Source organism: uncultured Allobosea sp. (genome assembly GCF_945957345.1).
Classification (GTDB): Bacteria; Pseudomonadota; Alphaproteobacteria; order Rhizobiales; family Beijerinckiaceae; genus Allobosea.
This window is the reverse complement of the sequence record NZ_CAMFKW010000001.1, coordinates 118,744-138,790: the sequence shown is the minus strand read 5'-3', so window position 1 is coordinate 138,790 and position 20,047 is coordinate 118,744. Positions and strand designations below refer to the sequence as shown.

Genomic DNA, 20,047 nt, shown 5'->3' with positions numbered 1-20,047 from the left:
TGCGCATCGTGTCCCGCGCTATGAATAGCGGGTGGCTTGAGCCGCACCGAGCCGGCACATTTCGTTAACCATCGTCGCGTAGCGAGATCGTGCGGCATCACATTGCCGTGTCGGCGCCGTCTCGTCTCACCCCTGCCGCAAAGCCGCTGATGATGCGCCACACGTGCTTGTGACAACGCGCCGCGTGACGCGAATCCTCGGGAGTTATATGAACGGGAGATGAACAGCTTCGACAACGAACGTTCATCCTGAGAGCTGCCCGTCGGGAACCCGTATCGGCTGCCGGCGTTCCAATCCTGATCTCCAGCCTGCTGAAGGACTTGCGTCCCGTGTCCTCCCATTCCTCCTTCAGGCGCTTCCTGCTTCTCGGCCGCCCGGCCGTGGACGCAGTGCTGGCCGCGCCAGGGCGGGATGCGCGGATCGACGTTATTCGCGGGCTCGCACTGCTGATCATCTTCATCAATCACATGCCGGGGAACGTGGTTTCGGCCTATATGCCGCATAATTACGGCTTCTCGGATGCGGCCGACATCTTCGTCCTGCTGGCCGGCGTCTCGGCGACGCTGGCCTATGGCGGGCTGATCGAGCAGCGCGGATTCGCGGTCGCAGGCCTGAAGCTCGCGGCGCGGCTCTGGACGCTCTACATCGCCCATATCGCGGTGTTCATCATCGTCTGCGGCGTCGTCGCCACGGCGGTCACACGGACGCAGAACCCGCTCTATATCGAGGCGATCAACATCCAGCCCTTCTTCCGCGACACGGTCGAGGCGCTGATCGGCGCACTGACGCTGACCTATCAGCCGTCCTATCTCGATATCCTGCCGCTTTATATCGTGCTGCTGGCGCTGTTCCCCGTGATCTACTACGCGGCACGTCTGAGCCCGTTGCTCACGCTCGGCTGCTCATTCGCGATCTGGCAGGCGGCGCTCGCCTTCGAGCTGAACCTGCCTAATGGCAGCGCCGGCGTCTGGTTCTTCAACCCCTTCGCCTGGCAGGTGATCTTCACGCTCGGCGTCGTCATCGGCCGGGCGGCGCAACTCGGCATCCGCGCGCCGCGGCTGATCTGGCTCGATCTCGCGGCTGTCGCCTTCATTGCCTTCGCGTGGGTGGTGAAGACGTCCAGCGGCAACCCGACCGGAATCGCCGCGCTGAACGACTGGTTCGACTCGGTGCAGCTCGGCTCGGACAAGACCAATCTCGCCTGGACGCGCCTCCTGCATATCGGCGCGCTGGCCTGGCTGGCGATCCGCTGGCTGCCGGCGGGGAGCGCTATGGCCAAGGTTGCTCCGGGCCGTATTCTCGCCAGCGCCGGGCAGAATTCGCTGCATGTCTTCTGTGCGGGCATCGTGCTTTCGATCAGCGGGCAGATCGTGTTGGCGGAAACTTCCTTCGATTTGAGCGTTCAGTTGCTGATATGCACGGCTGGCGTTACAATTCTGACAGGGTTAGGGATTTTCCTGTCGTGGTACCGTTCGATCACGAAACGCGGCGCAAGCGCCGAGTCTGCCCCGGCCCGTGGCGCGCAGCTGCCGCGGCCTTCTTTGTCCTCGCGCTGAGTTCTGGATCGATCGCGGCGCCGCTTCCGCCACCGCTCGATGTCCGTTGCCGCGCGGAAGTGGCCAAGACCACCTTCCAGCCCAACCTGCCGGCTGCGCGCAAGGCGCTGCAGGAGACCGGCCGTTTGACGATCGTTGCACTGGGCTCCTCAGCCACGGCGGGTTCCGGCGCCAGTGCCGAAGACAAGAGCTACCCGGCCGTGCTGCAGGCGGAGCTCAGCCGGCGCTTGCCGGGGGCCGAGGTCAGGGTCCTTAACAAGGGTGTCGGCGGCCAGTCGGCCTATGACATGCTGCTGCGCATGCAGGCCGATGTCATCGACGAGAAGCCGGCAATCGTGATCTGGCAGACCGTCATCAACGACGCGATCCGCGATATCGGCGAGGACAAGCTCGCCAAGATCCTGCGCAAGGGCGTGGGCAAGGCCCGCGCCGCCGGGATCGAGATGATCCTGATGGACCTGCCTTGGCTGCCGCGCGAGGGTCGCTATCCGCATTACGACGATTATCGCGCCGTGCTGGTCAAGACGGCTCAGGACCAGGGGATTTCGCTGTTCCCGCGCTATGCGATGATGAAGGGCTGGTCGAACTCGCGCCAGTTCACGCCGGAGGAACTCGTCGGCATGGATGGCTTGCACCTGGTCGATGCCGGCTATCGCTGCCTGGCTCTGCGGCTCGCCGACGGGATCGTAGCCGGGATCGGCCCGGTCAGGATCGAGGCGGCCGGGGCCGGAAAGCCGATGAACTGAGGCCCTTGTCATTCCGGGGCTTCGCGTAGCGAAGAACCCGGAACCCACGACCGGGTGAGCCGCCAACAATCGCGCGCCGACTGTCCTACCCAGTCGTGGGTTCCGGGTTCGCGCCTGCGGCGCGCCCCGGAATGACACCGGGCTTGCGAAGCGGCTACCGACTTACTTCGCCAAAACCTCGATATCGCGGTCGCTGCCCGACTCGACCTTGAAGTCGCGCGAATAGACCTGCCCCTCCTGCCGGGCGATCAGGACATAGTCGCCTTCGGCCAGGATGACCTGCGGGAAGGCGCCGATCGCCTCGCGGATCACGTCGCCGCCCGGCGTCAGCACGCTGAAGGCGGTGCCGGCGAAGGCCTCGCCGCCGGCATTGGCGACGAGCTTGAGCGTGACCTTGGCAGCGCGGTGATGCAGCGTCGCATCCGTGACCTTGCCGGTCTCGACCTTCACGTCGGCGCGCTGGATCGCGTTGGAATCGCCGTAGGTCGAGACGACGTGATAGGTGCCCTCGGGCAGGCGGATGACCTCGCCCGCCTTGGCATCGCTGGTGATCAGCCGGCCTTCCGAGTTGCCCTGGAGAGGCACGAAGACCGAGAAGGAGAGCAGGGGAGCCGGGATCGGGGCATCGCCGATCGAGCCCGCCAGCGAGAGCGCCCCGGCACTGATCTGAACCTGATCGCGCAGGCCCTGTTGGCCGAGGCTGACCCGTTTCGTTCCGCTGGCGAAGCCGTAGCCGGCATGAATGATGTAGTTGCCGGGCGGCAGCGAGAATGCCGGCTCCGGCTCGGACGAGCGCGCGATGATCTTGGGGGAGCTGCCATCGGCGCTTTCGCTGAGCACGCGCCAATTGAGCCCGGAGCGGATCGGCTTGCGGTCGGCGGCGAACTGGGCAGAGACGGAAAGACGCGCCAATCCGTTCGGCGCGACCGGCTGGCCCTGCAAGGGCGCGGGCGCCGGAGCATCGGCGCCGGGGCCGGGATCGGCGGTCTGGGCACCCGCGAGGCTCGGCGCAAGCAAGACGGCCGCAGCAAAGGCGACCGCGGTCAGGCGGCGAGCTTTAAAGCCCTCCAATTCAAGCATGCTTTTCGTCCTCGGCGGCTCTGCGGCGATGTATGAGCAGCTCCGCTTGTCCTCATCATGGCGAAGGAATAGGTCAATCCAAAGCCACTGTCCGGATGTTTCATGACCGATACGCTCTCTCTGCTCAAGCTGCGTCGCTCCGTGCCGCCGCAGTTCCTCACGGCTCCCGGCCCCGACGGCGCGCAGCTCGATGAGCTTCTCGCCATCGCCGCGCGCGTGCCCGATCATGGCAAGCTCGCGCCCTGGCGCTTCATCGTCTTCAAGGGCGCGGCCCGCGAAGAGGCGGCCGAGATCGTCGCCCGGGTTTTTCGCGAGAAGAACCCGCAGGCGAGCGAGGACCAGGTCGAGTTCGAGCGCAAGCGCCTGCTGCACGCGCCGGTCATCGTCGGCGTGGTCTCGCGCGCGCGGCAGCACGTCAAGATTCCGCTCTGGGAGCAGGAACTCTCGGCCGGCGCGGTTTGCATGAACATGCTCGTCGCCGCCTGCGCCATGGGATATGCCGGTTCCTGGCTGACGAACTGGTTCTCGTTCGATCGCGAGGTCCTGACCGCGTTCGGGCTGGCGGAAGACGAGCGGATGGCCGGCTTCGTGCATCTGGGGACGCCGACGGCGCCGATCACCGATCGCGACCGGCCGGTCATGGCCGATATCGTCAGCTATTACGGGACCTGACGCGATGATCTATTCGGCCACGAAAGACGATCTCGGCTTCGCACATGATCCGTTCAAGGCGATCGTCGCGCCGCGGCCGATCGGCTGGATCACGGCGTTGAGCGCCAAGGGAGAGGTCAATCTCTCGCCCTACAGCTTCTTCAACGCGATCTCGTCGCGGCCGAACATCGTGATGTTCTCCTCGGAGAACAAGAAGGACGCCGTCGCCTTCATCGAGGAGACCGGCGAATTCACCTGCTCCCTGGTGACGAAGGCACTGGCCGGGCCGATGAACATGACCTCCGCGCCATTGCCGCGCGGCGAGAGCGAATATGCTCATGCCGGGCTCGCGATGGCGCCCTCGCGCTTCGTCAAGCCGCCGCGCGTCGCCGGCACGCCGGCCGCGCTCGAATGCAAGCTGCTCTCGATCCAGCAGCTGCATGATCTCGACGGCAATGTCGTGCCGCGCTGGATGGTGCTGGGGCAGGTCGTCGGCACCTTCATCGATGACGCCTTCGTCAAGGAGGGGCGTTTCGATACGGCCGGCGCCAACCCGATCGCGCGCTGCGGCTATGCCGACTATGCCGAGGTGACGAGCCTGTTCTCGATCACCCGTCCGGCAGGCGGGTAGGGTATTTCAACCCGCCAGAGGTTTAGCGCTGTAATCCCCGAATTCCGCCAGCGCCTTGTTGATCGCCTCGGCGTCGAGCTTGGCCCCGTCCGGCAGGGTGAGGCGCGGCGGATCGAGCGTCACCGTTGCGCCGGGAGCGAGCGCCGTCGCGGCGCGCTGGACGCGCGAGGCGCAGCCGCCGCAATGCATGCCTGAAACCTCGAAAACCTGAGTCATTGGAATCGCCTCCGGCACTTTATTCAGCCAGTTTGCGAGCTCGCGCGACGAGCCGCTGTGCCTTGATCAGATGGGGACGATCCAGCATTTCGCCATCGAGCCCGATGACGCCGGCACCGGGATTGGCCTCGAACAGCGCGATGATCTGCTGCGCCTTGGCGAGCGCTGCCGGCGAGGGCGCGAAGATCTCGTTGATGATCGGGACCTGCGCCGGATGGATCGCCATCTTGCCGGTGAAGCCGTCGCGGCGGGAGGCGAGGCATTCGGCGCGGAAGCCGGCATCGTCGCGGAAATTCGTGAAGACGGTGTCGATCGCGTCGACCTGCGCCGCAGTTGCCGCAAAGAGGGTGAGTGAGCGGGCGAGGCGGTACGGATCGGCATAGGAGCCGTCCTCCAGCCGGTTGGTTTCGGCGCCAAGATCGGCGGAGAGGTCTTCCGCCCCCCAGGTCAGCGCCATCAGGCGGTGCGAGGAGCGGCTGTAGCTGCCGAGCCCGAAGATGGCCTTGCCGGTTTCCGTGCCGATCGGGAGGATGCGCGTCGTTCCATCAGGCAGGTCCGACTCCGCCTCGCGCACCGCGATCTTGGCAGCGAGATGGCCGACATCGGTGCCCCCCTCCGATTTCGGCAGCATGATCGCGTCCGGCGCGCCCGGCATGATCGCGTCGAGATCGGCATCGCTCATGCCGGTCGTCAGGGCGTTGATGCGGACGATCAGCAGCGGGCGCTTCGACAGGGGGCGGGTCGCTTCGAGGAAAGCGCGGGTGATCTCGCGGGCCTGCGGCTTGCTATCGAGCGCGACGGAATCCTCGAGGTCGAGGATCAGCGCGTCGGCGCCGCATTCCAGGCCCTTCTGCTGCTTCTTCGGGCTATCGCCGGGCACGAACAGGAGCGAGCGCATCGGTCAGACCGCGACCATGTCGGGGGCGGGGCGCTTGCGCATGAAGGCCTGGCGGCGGCACTGGGCGACCAGCGTGCCGTCCTGCTTGTAAGCCTTGTGCACGAACTCGACGATGCCGGCATCGGGCCGCGAGCGCGACTCGCGCTTGGCCGCAATTTCAGTGGTGCAATTGATGGTGTCGCCCTCGAAGAGCGGAGCGGGGAACAGCACATCGGTCATGCCGAGATTGCCGATGGTGGTGCCGACCGTGGTATCGTTGACGGAGATGCCGATCATCAGGCCGAGCGTGAACAGCGAGTTCATCAGCGGCTTGCCCCATTCGGTCTCGGTCGCACAGAAATGCGCATCGATATGAAGGGGTTGCGGGTTCAGCGTCATGTTGGAGAACAGCATGTTGTCCATCTGCGTGACGGTGCGGGTCAGCCCGTGCTCGATGACCGCGCCGACCTGGAAATCATCGAAATAGATCCCGCCACGCTTGTGACGCACCACATCCGTCATCGACGCCTCCGTCTTCAACATGCCGGCTGCTGAGCCAGCACGAGAAGTCGTAGAGGGACCGCCATCGGGAGGGAAGCGGAAAGCGCGGACACATCGCGGCACAGGACCGATCTTAACGTTTCGCTTACCATAATGGAGGCAATTTCGAGGTGTGCTCTGCGATGCGCGCGGGCCGCCCCCGAAGGTCTCGATGTTCCTCTTCACCACGCCGCAGAGCCAGAGCCGCGAAACGCAGCCAGCGAACCCGGTCGTCAGCGCCATCCGCCAAGGCGCGGAGCGGACGGGGGCGGGGTTCGATTATCTGCTCAAGACGGCACAGCGCGAATCCTCGCTGGAGCCAACGGCCAAGGCCGGCACATCCAGCGCCACAGGTCTCTTCCAGTTCATCGAGCAGACCTGGCTCGCCATGGTCAAGCAGGAGGGGCCGAAACAGGGCCTCTCGCAATATGCCGACGCGATCAGCGATAACGGAGGGCGCCTCAGCGTCTCCGATCCGGCTGCGCGCGAGAAGATTCTCCAGCTGCGTAACGATCCGCAGGTCGCGGCCGTGATGGCCGGGGCGCTGACCCAGAAGAATCGCGACCAGCTCGCGTCGAGCCTCGGCCGCCAGCCGCAGGCGGGCGAGCTCTACATGGCGCATGTGCTCGGGGCGCGCGGCGCTTCCGACCTGATCCGCGCAGCCGCCAATGACCCCAACCGCGTCGCGGCGCGGGATTTCCCGGATGCGGCCGCGGCCAATCGCTCGATCTTCTACGACAAGGCCGGGCGGGCGCGCAGCGTGCAGGAGGTCTATGGCGTGCTGGCGGCCAGCCACGCCAGCACCCAGGTCGCGGCCAACGTCGCGCAGAACCCGCAAGCGGGGCAGAGCGATGTTCCCGTCGCCGAAGTCGCTGCTGGCTTGCGCGAAGGCCGTGCCAAGGGGCTCGTCGGGCTGTTCTCGACCAATGGCTCGCGCGACCCGGTCTCGAAGGCCGTTGCCAATCTCTGGACGACGCCGCCTCGCGGCGGCACGCGCATGGCCTCGCTCGAAGGCGGCGAACGCTATTTCCCGCGCTCCGGCCAGGGCGAGACCACCATGTCGGACGCGAACCCGGTTGCGGGCACTGCTGCTGCGGCCGGCGTGGGTGGCAAGACCGTCAGCGCGCCTCTGCCGCCCTCGCGGCCGAGCGATCTGTCCCAGCCCAGCGTGGCAACGTCGCAGCCGGTGAGCCGATCGCGGCGCGGGCCGCTTGATCTCTCCTCCTTCATGATCCAGCGGAGCGGCGCATGATCGTTCGGCGCTTCCTGCTCTGGGCCCGCACCGCGCCGGCGGAGGCACGCGCGAGCGGCGCCGCCAGCCTGGCGGGCGCCTATCTGCGCTCGGAGATGTCCGACGATGACAAGCAGGAGGCGGAGACGGCGCTGATGGCGCTGATCGACGACCCTTCGCCGCTGGTGCGTCGGGCGATCGCCGAGGAGATGGCGCCTTCGATGCACACGCCACGCAATCTCGCGCTGAGCCTGATCGCCGAGCAGAGCGATGTTGCGGCGCTGGTTCTGGCGCATTCGCCGGTGCTGACCGAGGCAGATCTGGTCGATGCCGCTGCTGTCGGCGATGCGCTCGCCCAGAAGGCCATCGCCATGCGCCGCTGCCTGCCATTGAGCGTTTGCGCGGCGCTGGCCGAAGTCGGCTGCGAGGAAGCGCTCATTACGTTGGCCGGCAATCGCACGGCCGAGATTCCCGAATTCTCGCTGGAACGCATGATCGAGCGCCATGGCGACAGCGGCAGCTTGCGCGAGGCGTTGCTGGAGCGCGTCGACCTGCCGGGAGGGCTGCGGCAGGCCATTGCTGCTCGTGTCTCCGACACGCTGGCGAGCTTCGTCGCGGGCTGCGGCTGGCTGACGCCTGAGCGCAGCGCGCGGCTGGCACGCGAGTCGACGGAGCGGGTCGCAGTCGCGCTCGCGGCAGGCGGCGAGGCTAGCGATGCGCCGGCCATCGTCGAGGTCCTCAGGGTCACCGGCCGGCTGACGCCGGGGCTGATGCTGCGCTCGCTGCTCAGTGGCGAACCGGCTCTGGCCGAGGCGGCCTTCGTCGCGCTGTCCGGCTTGCCCGAGGAGCGGGTGGCGGCGCTGCTGCGCGACAAGCGCGGGGCGGGGCTCAAGGCGCTCTGCCGCAAGGCGGGGCTCTCGGCCGCACTGGAGCCCGCTTTCACCGCTGCCATCCTCGCGCTCAACGCGCGCGGCTTCGATCGGGGCAGTGTCCATCAGGGCATGGATCGCGGGCTGCTGCGTGCGGTCTTGATTGTTTGCGAGACGCGTGAAGGACCGGAAGCAGACGGGTTGATGGCCATGCTGCGCCGCATGGACGCGGAGGCTGCCCGCGAGGAGGCCCGCAATCTCGCGGATTCGCTTGCCGACGATGCCGCGCTGGCGCTGCTCGTCGAAGCCGACCCGTCCTTCCTGATCGAACTCGCCGAGAGCGATCTGCGCGACGCGGCCTGAAGAGCCTCAGTAGCCGAACTGCTCGCGCAGGATGCGCTCGTCTAGGCTGTGGCCGGGGTCGTGCAGCATGACGAGGTCGACGGTTCGGTCGATCTCGATCGAAACCGAGCTGACTTCGTCGATCTGCGTGTGATCGGCGACGGCGCTGACGGGGCGCTTCTCGGCTTCCAGCACCTCGATGAAGACCTTGGCATGGTCGGGCAGCAGGGCGCCGCGCCAGCGCCTGGGCCGGAAGGCCGAGATCGGCGTCAGCGCCAGCAGCGGCGCATCGAGCGGCAGGATCGGGCCGTTGGCCGAGAGGTTATAGGCCGTCGAGCCGGCAGGCGTCGCCAGCAGGAGGCCATCGGCGATGAGTTCGGCCAATCGCACCTGGCCATCGACCGAGATGCGCAGCTTGGCGGCCTGATAGGAGCGGCGCAGCAAAGAGACCTCGTTGATCGCCTTGGCCTGCACGGTCGCGCCGCTGCGGTCGATGGCCTGCATGGAGAGCGGGTGCACGATGCTGCGCTGGGCGGCATCCAGCCGCTTGGTCAGGCCGCGTTCCTTGAACTCGTTCATCAGGAAGCCGACCGAACCACGATTCATGCCGTAGATCGGCTTGCCAGTGCCCAGGAAGCGGTGAAGCGTCTGCAGCATCAGGCCGTCGCCGCCGAGCGCGACCACGACATCCGCCTGAGCCGGATCGGCATTGCCGTAGCGCTCGACGAGCTTGTCGAGCGCCGCCTGCGCTTCTGGGGTTTCGCTGGCGACGAAGGAGATCGCGCCGAATCGTTCGGTCATAGCGTGTCCTGGAACGGCAGGCCCTGCGGTGTGGAGGCAGGCTTAACACGTCCGGATGCCCGGCCGCGAGGCCATGGCGGCAACAAAGTCCCTCGACGAAAAAGGCCGGGCTTTCGCCCGGCCTTGATAGGAAACGACGTGGGGATGGCGCTCAGAGCGCCGCGCTCCACTGCACCGGCACCATCTCGAAGCCGTTGCCGTCCTTGGCGATGAAGCCGGTCGCCGGGAAGGGGGCGTGGTAGAAGGCGACCTGCATCCGATCGGCCGAAACCATGTCGAGGAGCTTGCGCCGCGTCGCCACCGCCTGCGGGCCGTCCATGTCGAACACGGCCGACCAGTCCGGGTTGCGCACGAACAGGGCCGGGTGGTTGGTCGTGTCGGACATGATCATCATCTTGCCGTTGCCGGAGCTCAGCGCGAAGACCGTGTGGCCGGGCGTGTGCCCGGGGGCTGCGATCGGCGTCAGGCCCGGCAGGAGCTCCTTGCCGGGCTCGAACTGCTTCACATCCTTGGCGACGGGGCCGAAGACGCGGCGCACGCCGGCGAACGCGCCCTTCATGGCCTCGGGCGCGGCATTCATCTTGGCGTCGTCCATCCAGAAGGCCCATTCGGCCGCCGGAACCATCACTTCCGCATTGGGGAACACGGCCGTGCCGTCCTTCAACCGGAAGCCATTGATGTGGTCGCCGTGGAAATGGCTGAACACGACGCTGGAGACATCCTTGGGGTCGAAGCCCGCCGCCTTGAAATTCGCCATCCAGGTGCCGGAGGTCGGCGCGCCCGAGTCGCCGTTGCCCGTGTCGATGAGGGTCAGCTTGCCGCCGTGCTGGATGGCCAGCGTCGTGAAGGTGATGTTGAGCGCATCCTGCGGCAGGAAAGCTTCCGCCATCGCCTTCTTCACGTCGGCGAGCTCGGCATTGCGGACGAAGCCTTCGAGCGGGCGCTTGCCGAAGCCGTCATTGAGCGCGGTGAGGGTGATATCGCCGATCTTGTAACGGTAGAAACCGGGAGCCTGATTCACGGAAACTCCTTGTGCGTGGGCCGGGCTGAAACCGGGCAGATCGAGTGTCGCAGCGGCAACGAAAGCACCGGCACCGGCCAGAGCGGCACGGCGCGTGAAATCTGTGTCCTGCATGTATCTGTTCTCCCCTCGGATCGCAGGCAGACTAGCGACGACCTGCCCGCGTTCAACCCCTTGGAAAGACAGGCAGGTCAAGTTTCCGTGAGGCGCGATTCCGGCGGCGCAGACGGTTCGCGCCGGGCGAGGGCGCGCAGCATCGCGGCGCAGAGCGCGAGCGAGCCCATGACGCCCTGGCCGGAGCAATCGGCAACCAGCGCCTGAAAGGCGAGGCTGTCCTCGCCGGCAAGGCATTGCAGGCTCCAGCTCCAACCCGGCGCCTTCTGCCGCAACAGCGATACGGCAATGTCGATATCAGCGCTGACGGTGCCGAGCGTCTTCCAGAAGGAACCCTGCTGGTAGATGCCGCCCGCCGGGGTGCGGCGGTTGACCAGCCGAGTCGGCTTGCGCCGGACGACGAAGCCCAGCGCCTCGTAGATATCGGCATCGAGCTCGCGATCCGGCTTGCTGGAAGCCTCGCAACGGTCCGCGAGCGTCAGAAGTTGTGTCCGGTCGTCCATTCCGGTCCGTGCAAAGCTTGCCCAGGTCGGTCCGCGCCTGCGCGGCACCTATGCCGGACATCTAACCCATGATCGCGCCTGCCGGCCAGTCATGGAATGCAGGGGCGGGCCGGTCGAGTGCTCAAGGACCGACGACCACGCCTTTGGCGCGGCCGCCCGGCGCGCGGCAGGAGCATCCCACCCCCAGCGGCGCCGGCTCGTACAATGCACAGGTCCTGACCGGCGTTCTGCACATCCCGCCCGCCGCCGCGGGCGCAGCTCCATAGACGGGATAGACCGGATAGGCGGGATAGACGGGCTCATAATACGGATAGCCGGCATACGGATACCCGGCGATTGCGCCGAGTGCGGCTGCTGCCGCCAAGCCTGAGGCTGCGCCCCAATAGGGGTAGCCGCGATATCCGCGATAATAGCCGGCGTGGCGCCAACCACCGCCATACCAGCCGGAGCGGAAGCCCGGACGATAGCCGGGGAATGCCGGCCGCATTCCAAGCGGCCTCATGCCGATGCCGCGAGCGTGGAAACCACCATGCCGGAAGCCGGCGCCACCAAAATGCGGTTGGGCCGCCGCCGGCAGGCTGGCGACCAAAAGCAACGGCGCCACGGAAGCCGTGACGAAAAGTAGGCGACGCATGCGAACCTCCCTGGAAAAACCGAGGTTTCGCCCCACCGAAAAAACGTGGTGGCGCGTGAGAGGTTCCACGGAGGAACAGGCCTCAATCGTCGAAGAAGTTCGAACGGCTCTTGCAGCGATAACCGATGAAGCAGGACTGGTTGTCCCTGCTCGGCACGAAGGCGGGCTCGGTGCTTTCGTCCCTCTCGCAGAAGCTGCGATCGCGCACGAAGCGGTCATAGGTGTAGCCGCCGGTACCCAGCACGATGGCGCCGTTGGCCTGAACGTCGCGCTGGCTCGCTGCGCAAGGCCGAGTGACGGTCGAGGGGCGCGTCTGTGCCGCCGCCATACTTGCGCTCGACAGGAGGGCGAGCGTGAGGACAAGGGCTTTCATTAAAGCCTCCCGAAGCCTGGATAGGCGAGTAACCGCCCGACTCGCCAAACGTTCCCGGAGCGACCGGTCTGTCAAGACGCATCCGAAGGTTGGCCTCCGATCGGATCGCCTCATTCTGGCCTTGGCGCCCGTCTTGTCTCGTCGGGACCCGATTCCTCCTGGAGAACGACGCCATGAAAATCGCGTTGATAGCCGCTCTCGGTGTCCTCGTTGCGCTGCCCGCCGCGGCACAGCAACAACAGCTTCCGCAGCGCAAGCCCGGGCTGTGGGAAACCAAGTCGGTGGGCAATGAGGGCGAGACCCTCGCCAAGCAATGCGTCGGTCCGGGAACCGATCAATCGATCGTCGGCGGCCTCACTGCCGGAGCCTGTTCGAAGATGCTGGTGACCAAGACGGCGACGGGCTACGCCGTCGAGACCGAATGCGCGGTCGGTCAGATCAGGGCCTCCGGCAGCAGCGTCATCACCGGCGATTTCGAGACATCGGTCCGCACCGAGGGCACGACCAAGCTGAGCGGCATGCCTGGCCAGTCGGGCCCGGTCGAGCGCAAGCTCGTGGTGGAAGCGAAACGCCTCGGCGAATGCGCTGCCGGCCAGAAGCCCGGCGACATCATCATGCCGGACGGCAAGGTGATCTCGATGCCTTCGGCGAAGCCCGCGCCATAGCGCTGTCCATGCTTGAAAGCATGCGGTTCGCTTGATGTTCGAGATAAGCCCTAAGGAGGGCTGGTGCCGGCAGAGAGGATCGAACTCCCGACCTTCGGTTTACAAAACCGCTGCACTACCGCTGTGCTATGCCGGCATTCTGGCTGGTCGACCAGGATCGCCGCCGGCGGAAGCTTCTCGCCGACAGTTCGATAGCGGTTACCAGCCGATGGCGGTGAGAGCAAGCGCCCCTGCGCTGCTCGAGATGCGTGTTCGGCTCGGCCTCAGCTTATCGAGCGGATGATCTCGCGATAGGCGGCCTCCGGGAAGGCCTTGAGGGTTTCGGTGCGGATATTGCCGAGCAGGGCGAGCTGCAGGCAGAAGCGCGCCTGGACCGCATCGTCGGGCGCCTCGCAGACGATCACCATGTCGTATTTGCCCATGGTCATGAAAAAGGCCTTGAAGTCGCCCCCCATCTCCTTGAGCTGCTGTTTGGCGGCATCGAGACGGGTCGGCGAGGCTTTGACGTTGCGCGCCCCCTGATCTGTCCAATTGGCGAGCATGACATAGGTTGTCATAGCGCTACTCCCTGAAACGGCCCGGCCTGTTCATCGGAAGTATCTGGCGGCGGCTTGATCGTCGCCGGCGGTCGGGATGGCTTTTAGCCATCTGCCGGACCTTGCCTGCGAGCATAGCACAGCACGCGGCTGAGTAGGGCGCTAAAGGCGCTTCGCGAGGAGGCAACAAAAAAGCCCCGCCTTGGAAGGCGGGGCCGGTATTGGGGTAAACGACGATCAGTCGAGGATGTCGCGGTTCTTGGTTTCCGGCAGGAAGAGCAGGCCGATCACGAAGGTGCCGAGCGCCACGATGATCGGATACCAGAGGCCGGAGAAGATGTTGCCGCTGGCCGCCACGATGGCGAAGGCGGTCGGGGGCAGGAAGCCGCCGAACCAGCCGTTGCCGATGTGATAGGGCAGCGACATGCCGGAATAGCGAATGCGGGTCGGGAAGAGCTCGACCAGCAGGGCCGCGATCGGGCCGTAGACCATCGTCACGAAGAGGACGAGGACGAACAGGATGCCGACAGCCTGCATGGCGCGAGGGCTGGACAGCATCTCGCCGAAGGTCGGGGTCTTCAGGATGCTGGCATCGCCCGGCTTGGGATAGCCGGCAGCCTGAGCAGCGGCGATGAGTTCGGCCGAGGCGCTCGGGGCGTCCTTGCCGTTGATCGTCGCCTTGAGCGGCGAGCCCGCGGGACCGGCCGCCAGATCGTAGTGGATCGAGGCGGTCGCCAGCGAGCGGCGCACGACGTCGCAGGGCTTGGTGAAGGTGCGCACGCCCACGGGGTCGAACAGCGTGCCGCATTCGGCCGGATCGGCGGTGAGGACCAGCTTCACGTTCTCGGTCGCGCTGATCAGGTTCGGGTTCGCGGTCTTCGCCAGCATGGTGAAGAGCGGGAAATAGGTCAGTGCCGCGATCAGGCAGCCGGCGAGCAGGATGGGCTTGCGGCCGATCTTGTCCGAGAGCCAGCCGAAGAAGATGAAGAACGGCGTGCCGAGCAGCAGGCCGAGCGCGATCAGCAGGTTGGCGGTCGTGCCGTCGATCTTCAGCGTCTGCGTCAGGAAGAACAGCGCGTAGAACTGGCCGGTGTACCAGACGACGGCCTGGCCGGCGGTGCCGCCGAGCAGCGCGATGATGCCGATCTTGGCGTTCCTCCAGTTGCCGAAGGCCTCGGAGAGCGGCGCCTTCGAATGCGTGCCCTCCTCCTTCATCTTCACGAAGGCGGGCGATTCGGAGAGCTGAAGACGGATCCAGATCGAGAAGCCGAGCAGGATGATCGAAAGCAGGAACGGAACGCGCCAGCCCCAGGCCGCGAAGGCTTCCGGCGACATGCTGAGGCGCAGGCCGAGAATCACGATCAGCGAGAGGAAGAGGCCGACTGTCGCGGTCGTCTGGATCCACGAGGTATAGAAGCCGCGACGGCCCATCGGGGCATGCTCGGCGACATAGGTCGCGGCGCCGCCATACTCACCGCCAAGCGCGAGGCCCTGCAGCAGGCGGCAGGCGATGAAGATCGCAGGCGCGGCGTAGCCGATGGTCTGGAAGCTGGGCAGCAGGCCGACGACGAAGGTCGCGAGGCCCATTACGGTCATGGTGACGAGGAAGGTGTACTTGCGGCCGATCATGTCGCCGAGGCGGCCGAAGAACAGGGCGCCGAAGGGACGGACCGCGAAGCCCGCGGCGAAACCGAACAGCACGAAGATGAACTTCGCGGTATCGTTGTCGCCGGGCACGAAGGTCTGGGCGATGTTGGCGGCGAGCGAGCCCGCCAGATAGAAGTCATACCACTCGAAGACCGTGCCGGCCGACGAGGCGATGATGACCTTCCTTTCCTCCTTGGTCATCGGCCGGGGCGCGGCCCGCGAGTCCGATGCTTGTGATGCCATGCTCATGGCGCTTGTCTCCCCTGGTGAAGCCCTGAAGCCGGGCATGCCCGGCAACCTCGTTTCGCGCGGTTCACGTTCTGAATGACGGTGGCCGCGCTGCCGGACGGCGGGTGAGTCCCGTCATTCCAGCTCGCTTCAGAGGATTGCGCGCAGATTGTCGCAGGAGCAATCAGGCACTTGGTCTTGCACCGTTCGTCTATGAGACTATCGGCGAGGGAAGCTGCCGGCTCGGAAAGGGGCGCGGAATCGCCCTTTCGCCGGTGCCCTGGAGGGCGCGGTTCAGCGGCGCCGGCTGGCCGCGTAGAGCGCAATCGCGGTCGCGTTCGAGACGTTGAGGCTGGTGATCGTGCCGGGCACTTCGAGCCGGGCGACATGGTCGCAGAGCTCGCGCGAGCGCTGGCGCAGGCCCTTGCCCTCGGCGCCCATCACCATGACGAGCGGACGGCGCAGCGCGACATCGTCGAGCGCGACATCGCCGTCCGAATCGAAGCCGATGCGCAGGAAGCCGCGCTTGCCGAGCGTCTCGAGCGCGTCGCCGAGATTGCGCACGGCGATCAGCGGGACATGCTCCAGCGCGCCGGAGGCGGATTTGGCGAGCACGCCGGTCGCGGCCGGGGAGTGACGGATCGTAACGATCACGGCCGCAGTGGCGAAGGCGGCAGCCGAGCGCAGGATGGCGCCGACATTGTGCGGATCGGTGATCTGGTCGAGCGCGAGCACGAGGCAGTCGTCCGGCAGGCTGTCGAGATCGGGCGAGGGCAGGGGATCGCAGACGAGATAGAGGCCTTGATGCACCGAATCGGGGGTGAGCAGGCGGTCGATCTCGGAAGGGCGCACGATCTCGGCTTCGAGCGGCAGGTCCCCGACTTGCTCCTGGAGACGGCGCAGGCCATTCTCGGTCGCGAGCAGCCGCCGGAAGCGCCGCTGCGGATTCTTCAGCGCCTCGACGACCGGATGCACGCCGTAAAGCACGGCCTCGTCGATATCGCCCGGCCGATGCGGCAACGAGCCGTCAGGGCGGCGGGCGCCCGGTCGGCCCCCCGTGGGCCTGGCATGTTTCGGGCGGAACGGCGGAGCCATCGCTCTCTCCAGTGATTGCCGGATTGCCGTGCCACGCCGCGGGGCGCTTGGCCAGCGCGAACCACCCTTTTGCCGACATATCCAGGAGGACAGGAGCCATGATGCCACAGCAAACCGACCGGCTGATCGTGATCACCGGAGGGCCGGGCGCGGGCAAGACGAGCCTGATCGAGGCTCTGGCGGCAGCCGGCCACGCAGTGCGGCCGGAGGCTGGGCGCGCCGTCATCCGCAACCAGCAGATGATGGGCGGCCGGGGCCTGCCCTCGGTCGATCCCGGCCTTTTCGCCGAGTTGATGCTGGCAGCGGACCTGCGCAGCCATGCCGAGGCCGTTGCGGGACATGGCAAAGTCTTCTTCGATCGCGGCCTGCCGGACATCGTCGGGTACCTGACTCTCTGCGGCTGGCCTATTCCCGATCACGTCGACCGGGTGGCGCGGGACCTGCGCTATCGGCGTACCGTCTTCATCGCGCCGCCCTGGCGGGAGATCTTCGCGCAGGATGCCGAGCGGAAGCAGGATTTCGCCGAGGCGGAGCGGACCTATGCGGCCATGGCCGAGACCTATCCCCGCTATGGCTATGCGCTCGTCGAGCTGCCCCGTGCGAGCGTGGCCGAGCGGGTGATTTTCGTCCTGAACCATGGGGCAGGGGGAAGCTGATCGATTTCCCGGTGCGCTTTTTATATCTCGCCCAGGTTCGCCCCGCTGGGGCGGCCGGATCGGCTGGCGGGCGCTCGTCCTTACGGGCCCTGCGGGTTTGGCCTCGTGTCGGCGCGGCGCCCGTCCCGCTCCTTCACAACGAATTCGCAGCATCGGTCTTTTTGCCGTTGACAGGGCGCGGCCCGGTCACCATAAGTCCGGCCGCGCCTACCGGTCGTCGCGAAAGTGACATATCGGTGGCCCTGGGCTCACAGAGCCGATCAAGGGCGCAGGCGGGGGAATGTCCCGAGCGGCAAAGGGGGCGGACTGTAAATCCGCTGGCTATGCCTTCGCAGGTTCGAGTCCTGCTTCCCCCACCACCTTTTTCCCGAGCATGTGATTTTCCTTCTGATTTCGCGGCGTTCCCAGCACCTGATGATGAGGTGCGGGAACAGACGTTCGATTTCGGTGCCGGAATCGGGAGCGAAGTCGCCTCTTGAGCCAGCCGGGTACGGGTTCGCCTATTGATGTAGAGCGTCGCCATTCCGCGACTGCTCCAGTCGAAGATTGAGTGGAGCTGCGCGTCCGAGGCGCCGCGGTTATGCGGACCCGCAACGGGTTCCTTCTCGGGGCCACCGCCCAAAACTTCAGGACAATGGCGAAGTTGATGCCAATGAGACCGCGAGTTCTCGTCGCCTGAGCGGATGCCGCAGGTCGGCTGATCTCGGCGCTTTTCCCGACGGCGCTGAAAGGCTGGTCCTTTCGACACAATTGGAGGCGGACAGCCGAAAGATTCGCCTTCGGAAGGCGCGGTTCATCAATGGCGGCTTAGTCTGTCCAGAACGGCTCCATGCAGTGCCGGGCTGCCGCTCGCAACGACGCAACGATGGCCGGAATGGATCGTGAGCTCGCGGCCCTCCCAGTCGGTGATCGCGCCGCCGGCATTGCGCACGATCGGCGTCAGCGCGCAGTAGTCGAACGGGTCGAGCCCGCCATCGATGCTGATGTCGAGCGCGCCGTCCGAGACGCGGCCATAGGCATGGCAGCCGCCGCCATAGACGCACCATTTCGTATCGCTGCGCAGCCGCTCGAAGGCGGCGCGCTCGCCGGCATCGAAGGGCTCGGGATTGCCGTTGCCGAGGATGGCGTCGGCCAGCGACGCGCCCTTGCGGGTCTGCACTGCTTCGCCGTTGCGCCGCGTCGGCAGGCCGTCACCGCCGATCCAGCGCTCGGCCGTGACGGGATTGTCGATGACGCCGAGGATCGGCGTGCCCTTATAGGCTAGTGCGATCAGCGTGCCGAAGGTCGGGATGCCCGTGATGAAGGCCTTGGTGCCATCGATCGGATCGATGATCCAGACGAAATCGCGGTCGAGGCCGATGGATTCGTACTCCTCGCCGAGAATGCCGTGATCCGGATGGGCGATGGCGAGCTCGCGGCGCAGGCTGTCCTCGACGCGGCGGTCGATCTCGGTGACCGGGCTGCGATCAGCCTTGGTGTCGAAGCTGCGGCCCTTGGCAATCGCTTCCCGGATGATCGCGCCGCTGCGATCGGCGAGCCGCTCGGCGAAGCCGGCGAAGGCGTGGATGTCAGGCTTGGACATGGGCGTCTCCGGCGATCACCGCCGCGGTGCTGGCGGGCGCACGCTGATGTCTGGCGAGCCGGTATTCGAGGGCTCGCAGGGCTGCGGTCAGGATGGCGGCGATGACGAGGTAGATCGCCGCCGCCGTGACGAAGAGCTCGTAGGGCGCGAAGGTGCGCGCCACGATCGTGTTGGCGGTGCCGGTCAGCTCCATGATCGTGATGGTGCTCGCCAGCGAGGTCGCCTTGAGCATGCTGACGACCTCGTTGGCATAGGCCGGAAGAGCGAGGCGGAAGGCGCGCGGCAGGATGATGACGCGATACGCCACCGGGCCGGACATGCCGCAGGCATGAGCGGCCTCGATCTCGCCGGCCGGCACCGCCTGGATCGCGCCGCGCAGGATGTTCGCCGTATAGGCTGCGGTGTGCAGCGCGAAGGTCAGGACCGCGCAGAACCACGGCTCGCGGATGAAGGGCCAGAGCGCGCTCTCGCGGATGACGTCGAACTGCGACAGGCCGTAATAGACCAGGAAGATCTGGACCAGGAGCGGCGTGCCCCTGAAGAACGAGATGTAGAAGGCGATCACCGCGCGGACCGGGCCGGGCGCTTCCAGCCGGGCGATCGCCATCGGCACGGCCAGCGCCATGCCGAGCACGAGCGCGGCCGTCAGGAGTTGCAGGCTGAGCCAGGTTCCTTCCAGCAGCGCAGGCAGGCTCTCGATCATCAGGGCGGGGTTCATCGCGCCAGCTCCCGCTCGCCGCGGCTGGCCCGGCGTTCCAGTTTCGCGACGATGAGCCCGTTGCTGGTGGTCAGCGCGTAGAAGATGATCGCCGCGATCAGGTAGAAGCGCAACGGCTCGCCCGTGACTGCCGTCGCCATGCCGCTGACCCGCATGATCTCCTCCAGCCCGACCACCGAAACGAGCGAAGTGTCCTTGATCAGGGAGACCCAGTTATTGCCGAGGCCCGGCAGGGCGAAGCGCCAAATCTGCGGCAGGCGCACCGTCGTGAAGGCGTCCCACCAGGAGAAGCCGAAGGCCTCCGCCGCCTCGATCTGGCCTTTCGGAATGGCGCGGAAGGCGCCGCGCAGCACCTCCGCGGCATAGCCGCCGAAGACGAGGCTGAGCGCGAAGACGCCGGCGGCGAAGGCCGGAATCTCGACGAAGCCTGCCGCCAGGCCGATCGACTTGGCGAGCCCGGTCAGCGTGACCGAGCCGCCGAAATAGATGATCAAGATGATCAGCAGCTCCGGCGTGCCACGCATGATCAGCGTGAACAGGAAGCCGAGCTGTCGGACCAGCCACCAGCGCGAGAGCTGGGCGAGCGCGCCGAGGATGCCCCAGACGAGCCCGAGCGCCAGCGCAGCGAAAGCGACCTCTAGGGTCGTCAGCGCACCATGCAGGAGCTGACCGCCCCAGCCCATCAGGACATCCATCGTCACGACCTCCGCGGCACTCCGGCCGGCTGCCCTGTTT

Annotated in this window: 23 protein-coding genes and 2 tRNA genes; 9 read left to right on the top strand and 16 right to left on the bottom strand. The window is 66.5% G+C overall.

Annotated features, from left to right (window positions below):
- Nucleotides 1–329: 329 nt before the first annotated feature.
- Together Q0Q36_RS00675 and Q0Q36_RS00670 are read left to right on the top strand one after the other, a co-directional pair.
- Entirely contained in the window at nt 330–1,556 is a 1,227-nt protein-coding gene (locus Q0Q36_RS00675) for an OpgC family protein (protein ID WP_293794838.1), read from the top strand.
- A gap of 59 nt (nt 1,557–1,615) precedes the next feature.
- Complete coding sequence (locus Q0Q36_RS00670; RefSeq protein ID WP_293794836.1) at nt 1,616–2,302, top strand: GDSL-type esterase/lipase family protein; 687 nt, start codon at nt 1,616–1,618, stop codon at nt 2,300–2,302.
- Between the two features lie 162 nt (nt 2,303–2,464).
- Here the strand turns inward: Q0Q36_RS00670 and Q0Q36_RS00665 are convergent, their stop codons facing one another.
- Nucleotides 2,465–3,382, bottom strand: a complete 918-nt coding sequence (locus Q0Q36_RS00665) for a hypothetical protein (protein WP_293794834.1) — start codon at nt 3,380–3,382, stop codon at nt 2,465–2,467.
- Nucleotides 3,383–3,484: 102 nt separating this feature from the next.
- Here Q0Q36_RS00665 and Q0Q36_RS00660 point away from each other — a divergent pair, with 102 nt between their 5' ends.
- Both Q0Q36_RS00660 and Q0Q36_RS00655 read left to right on the top strand, forming a co-directional pair.
- Nucleotides 3,485–4,054, top strand: coding sequence for a nitroreductase (locus Q0Q36_RS00660; RefSeq protein ID WP_293794832.1), 570 nt, complete (start codon nt 3,485–3,487; stop codon nt 4,052–4,054).
- 4 nt (nt 4,055–4,058) lie between these two features.
- Nucleotides 4,059–4,664, top strand: coding sequence for a flavin reductase family protein (locus tag Q0Q36_RS00655; RefSeq protein WP_293794831.1), 606 nt, complete (start codon nt 4,059–4,061; stop codon nt 4,662–4,664).
- A gap of 6 nt (nt 4,665–4,670) precedes the next feature.
- On the opposite strand, the gene Q0Q36_RS00650 is transcribed toward Q0Q36_RS00655, so the two are convergent.
- From Q0Q36_RS00650 to Q0Q36_RS00640, 3 genes are read right to left on the bottom strand one after another with little or no spacing between them, the layout of a single operon-like run.
- On the bottom strand, nt 4,671–4,880 hold the full coding sequence (locus tag Q0Q36_RS00650) for a heavy-metal-associated domain-containing protein (RefSeq protein ID WP_293794830.1): 210 nt from the start codon (nt 4,878–4,880) through the stop codon (nt 4,671–4,673).
- A 19-nt stretch (nt 4,881–4,899) separates the two neighbouring features.
- On the bottom strand, nt 4,900–5,778 hold the full coding sequence (locus tag Q0Q36_RS00645; RefSeq protein WP_293794829.1) for a CoA ester lyase: 879 nt from the start codon (nt 5,776–5,778) through the stop codon (nt 4,900–4,902).
- Nucleotides 5,779–5,781: 3 nt separating this feature from the next.
- Entirely contained in the window at nt 5,782–6,279 is a 498-nt protein-coding gene (locus Q0Q36_RS00640) for a MaoC family dehydratase (RefSeq protein ID WP_293794828.1), read from the bottom strand.
- 190 nt (nt 6,280–6,469) lie between these two features.
- Here Q0Q36_RS00640 and Q0Q36_RS00635 point away from each other — a divergent pair, with 190 nt between their 5' ends.
- The gene (locus Q0Q36_RS00635) at nt 6,470–7,549 is read left to right on the top strand and encodes a lytic transglycosylase domain-containing protein (protein WP_293794827.1); all 1,080 of its coding nucleotides are present in this window, start codon (nt 6,470–6,472) and stop codon (nt 7,547–7,549) included.
- Nucleotides 7,546–8,760, top strand: a complete 1,215-nt coding sequence (locus tag Q0Q36_RS00630; RefSeq protein ID WP_293794826.1) for a DUF2336 domain-containing protein — start codon at nt 7,546–7,548, stop codon at nt 8,758–8,760. Before Q0Q36_RS00635 ends, Q0Q36_RS00630 begins: the two co-directional genes overlap by 4 nt.
- Before the next feature lie 6 nt (nt 8,761–8,766).
- Here the strand turns inward: Q0Q36_RS00630 and Q0Q36_RS00625 are convergent, their stop codons facing one another.
- The 5 genes from Q0Q36_RS00625 to Q0Q36_RS00605 all read right to left on the bottom strand — a co-directional run bounded on the left by Q0Q36_RS00625 (nt 8,767) and on the right by Q0Q36_RS00605 (nt 12,185).
- Nucleotides 8,767–9,540 (bottom strand): NAD kinase, encoded by a 774-nt coding sequence (locus Q0Q36_RS00625; protein ID WP_293794825.1) that lies wholly within the window; start codon nt 9,538–9,540, stop codon nt 8,767–8,769.
- Nucleotides 9,541–9,691: 151 nt separating this feature from the next.
- Nucleotides 9,692–10,675, bottom strand: a complete 984-nt coding sequence (locus Q0Q36_RS00620) for an MBL fold metallo-hydrolase (protein WP_293794823.1) — start codon at nt 10,673–10,675, stop codon at nt 9,692–9,694.
- A gap of 77 nt (nt 10,676–10,752) precedes the next feature.
- The gene (locus tag Q0Q36_RS00615) at nt 10,753–11,178 is read right to left on the bottom strand and encodes a hypothetical protein (RefSeq protein WP_293794821.1); all 426 of its coding nucleotides are present in this window, start codon (nt 11,176–11,178) and stop codon (nt 10,753–10,755) included.
- 121 nt (nt 11,179–11,299) lie between these two features.
- Nucleotides 11,300–11,812: a hypothetical protein gene (locus Q0Q36_RS00610; RefSeq protein WP_265059980.1), complete on the bottom strand. Its 513-nt coding sequence runs from the start codon at nt 11,810–11,812 to the stop codon at nt 11,300–11,302.
- 82 nt (nt 11,813–11,894) lie between these two features.
- The gene (locus tag Q0Q36_RS00605) at nt 11,895–12,185 is read right to left on the bottom strand and encodes a hypothetical protein (RefSeq protein ID WP_293794820.1); all 291 of its coding nucleotides are present in this window, start codon (nt 12,183–12,185) and stop codon (nt 11,895–11,897) included.
- A 173-nt stretch (nt 12,186–12,358) separates the two neighbouring features.
- On the opposite strand from Q0Q36_RS00605, the gene Q0Q36_RS00600 reads away from it, so the two are divergent.
- Nucleotides 12,359–12,850 carry a DUF3617 family protein gene (locus tag Q0Q36_RS00600; RefSeq protein WP_293794818.1) on the top strand — a complete coding sequence of 164 codons (492 nt, stop codon included), beginning with the start codon at nt 12,359–12,361 and terminating at the stop codon, nt 12,848–12,850.
- A gap of 61 nt (nt 12,851–12,911) precedes the next feature.
- Here Q0Q36_RS00600 and Q0Q36_RS00595 read toward each other — a convergent pair.
- From Q0Q36_RS00595 to Q0Q36_RS00580, 4 genes are all read right to left on the bottom strand, one after another.
- Nucleotides 12,912–12,986, bottom strand: a tRNA-Thr gene (locus Q0Q36_RS00595).
- A 127-nt stretch (nt 12,987–13,113) separates the two neighbouring features.
- Nucleotides 13,114–13,407 (bottom strand): GYD domain-containing protein, encoded by a 294-nt coding sequence (locus Q0Q36_RS00590; protein WP_265059977.1) that lies wholly within the window; start codon nt 13,405–13,407, stop codon nt 13,114–13,116.
- A gap of 216 nt (nt 13,408–13,623) precedes the next feature.
- Nucleotides 13,624–15,282 carry an MFS transporter gene (locus Q0Q36_RS00585; RefSeq protein ID WP_293794817.1) on the bottom strand — a complete coding sequence of 553 codons (1,659 nt, stop codon included), beginning with the start codon at nt 15,280–15,282 and terminating at the stop codon, nt 13,624–13,626.
- A 273-nt stretch (nt 15,283–15,555) separates the two neighbouring features.
- On the bottom strand, nt 15,556–16,356 hold the full coding sequence (locus Q0Q36_RS00580) for an RNA methyltransferase (RefSeq protein WP_293794816.1): 801 nt from the start codon (nt 16,354–16,356) through the stop codon (nt 15,556–15,558).
- 98 nt (nt 16,357–16,454) lie between these two features.
- Here Q0Q36_RS00580 and Q0Q36_RS00575 point away from each other — a divergent pair, with 98 nt between their 5' ends.
- Both Q0Q36_RS00575 and Q0Q36_RS00570 read left to right on the top strand, forming a co-directional pair.
- Nucleotides 16,455–17,012, top strand: a complete 558-nt coding sequence (locus tag Q0Q36_RS00575; protein ID WP_367187141.1) for an AAA family ATPase — start codon at nt 16,455–16,457, stop codon at nt 17,010–17,012.
- Nucleotides 17,013–17,286: 274 nt separating this feature from the next.
- Nucleotides 17,287–17,371, top strand: a tRNA-Tyr gene (locus tag Q0Q36_RS00570).
- 437 nt (nt 17,372–17,808) lie between these two features.
- Here Q0Q36_RS00570 and Q0Q36_RS00565 read toward each other — a convergent pair.
- From Q0Q36_RS00565 to Q0Q36_RS00555, 3 genes are read right to left on the bottom strand one after another with little or no spacing between them, the layout of a single operon-like run.
- Nucleotides 17,809–18,594, bottom strand: a complete 786-nt coding sequence (locus Q0Q36_RS00565; RefSeq protein ID WP_293794815.1) for an inositol monophosphatase family protein — start codon at nt 18,592–18,594, stop codon at nt 17,809–17,811.
- Complete coding sequence (locus tag Q0Q36_RS00560) at nt 18,581–19,312, bottom strand: ABC transporter permease (protein WP_293794813.1); 732 nt, start codon at nt 19,310–19,312, stop codon at nt 18,581–18,583. Before Q0Q36_RS00560 ends, Q0Q36_RS00565 begins: the two co-directional genes overlap by 14 nt.
- Nucleotides 19,309–20,007, bottom strand: a complete 699-nt coding sequence (locus tag Q0Q36_RS00555) for an ABC transporter permease subunit (RefSeq protein ID WP_293794902.1) — start codon at nt 20,005–20,007, stop codon at nt 19,309–19,311. The genes Q0Q36_RS00560 and Q0Q36_RS00555 overlap by 4 nt, the downstream gene beginning before the upstream one ends.
- Nucleotides 20,008–20,047 lie beyond the last annotated feature (40 nt).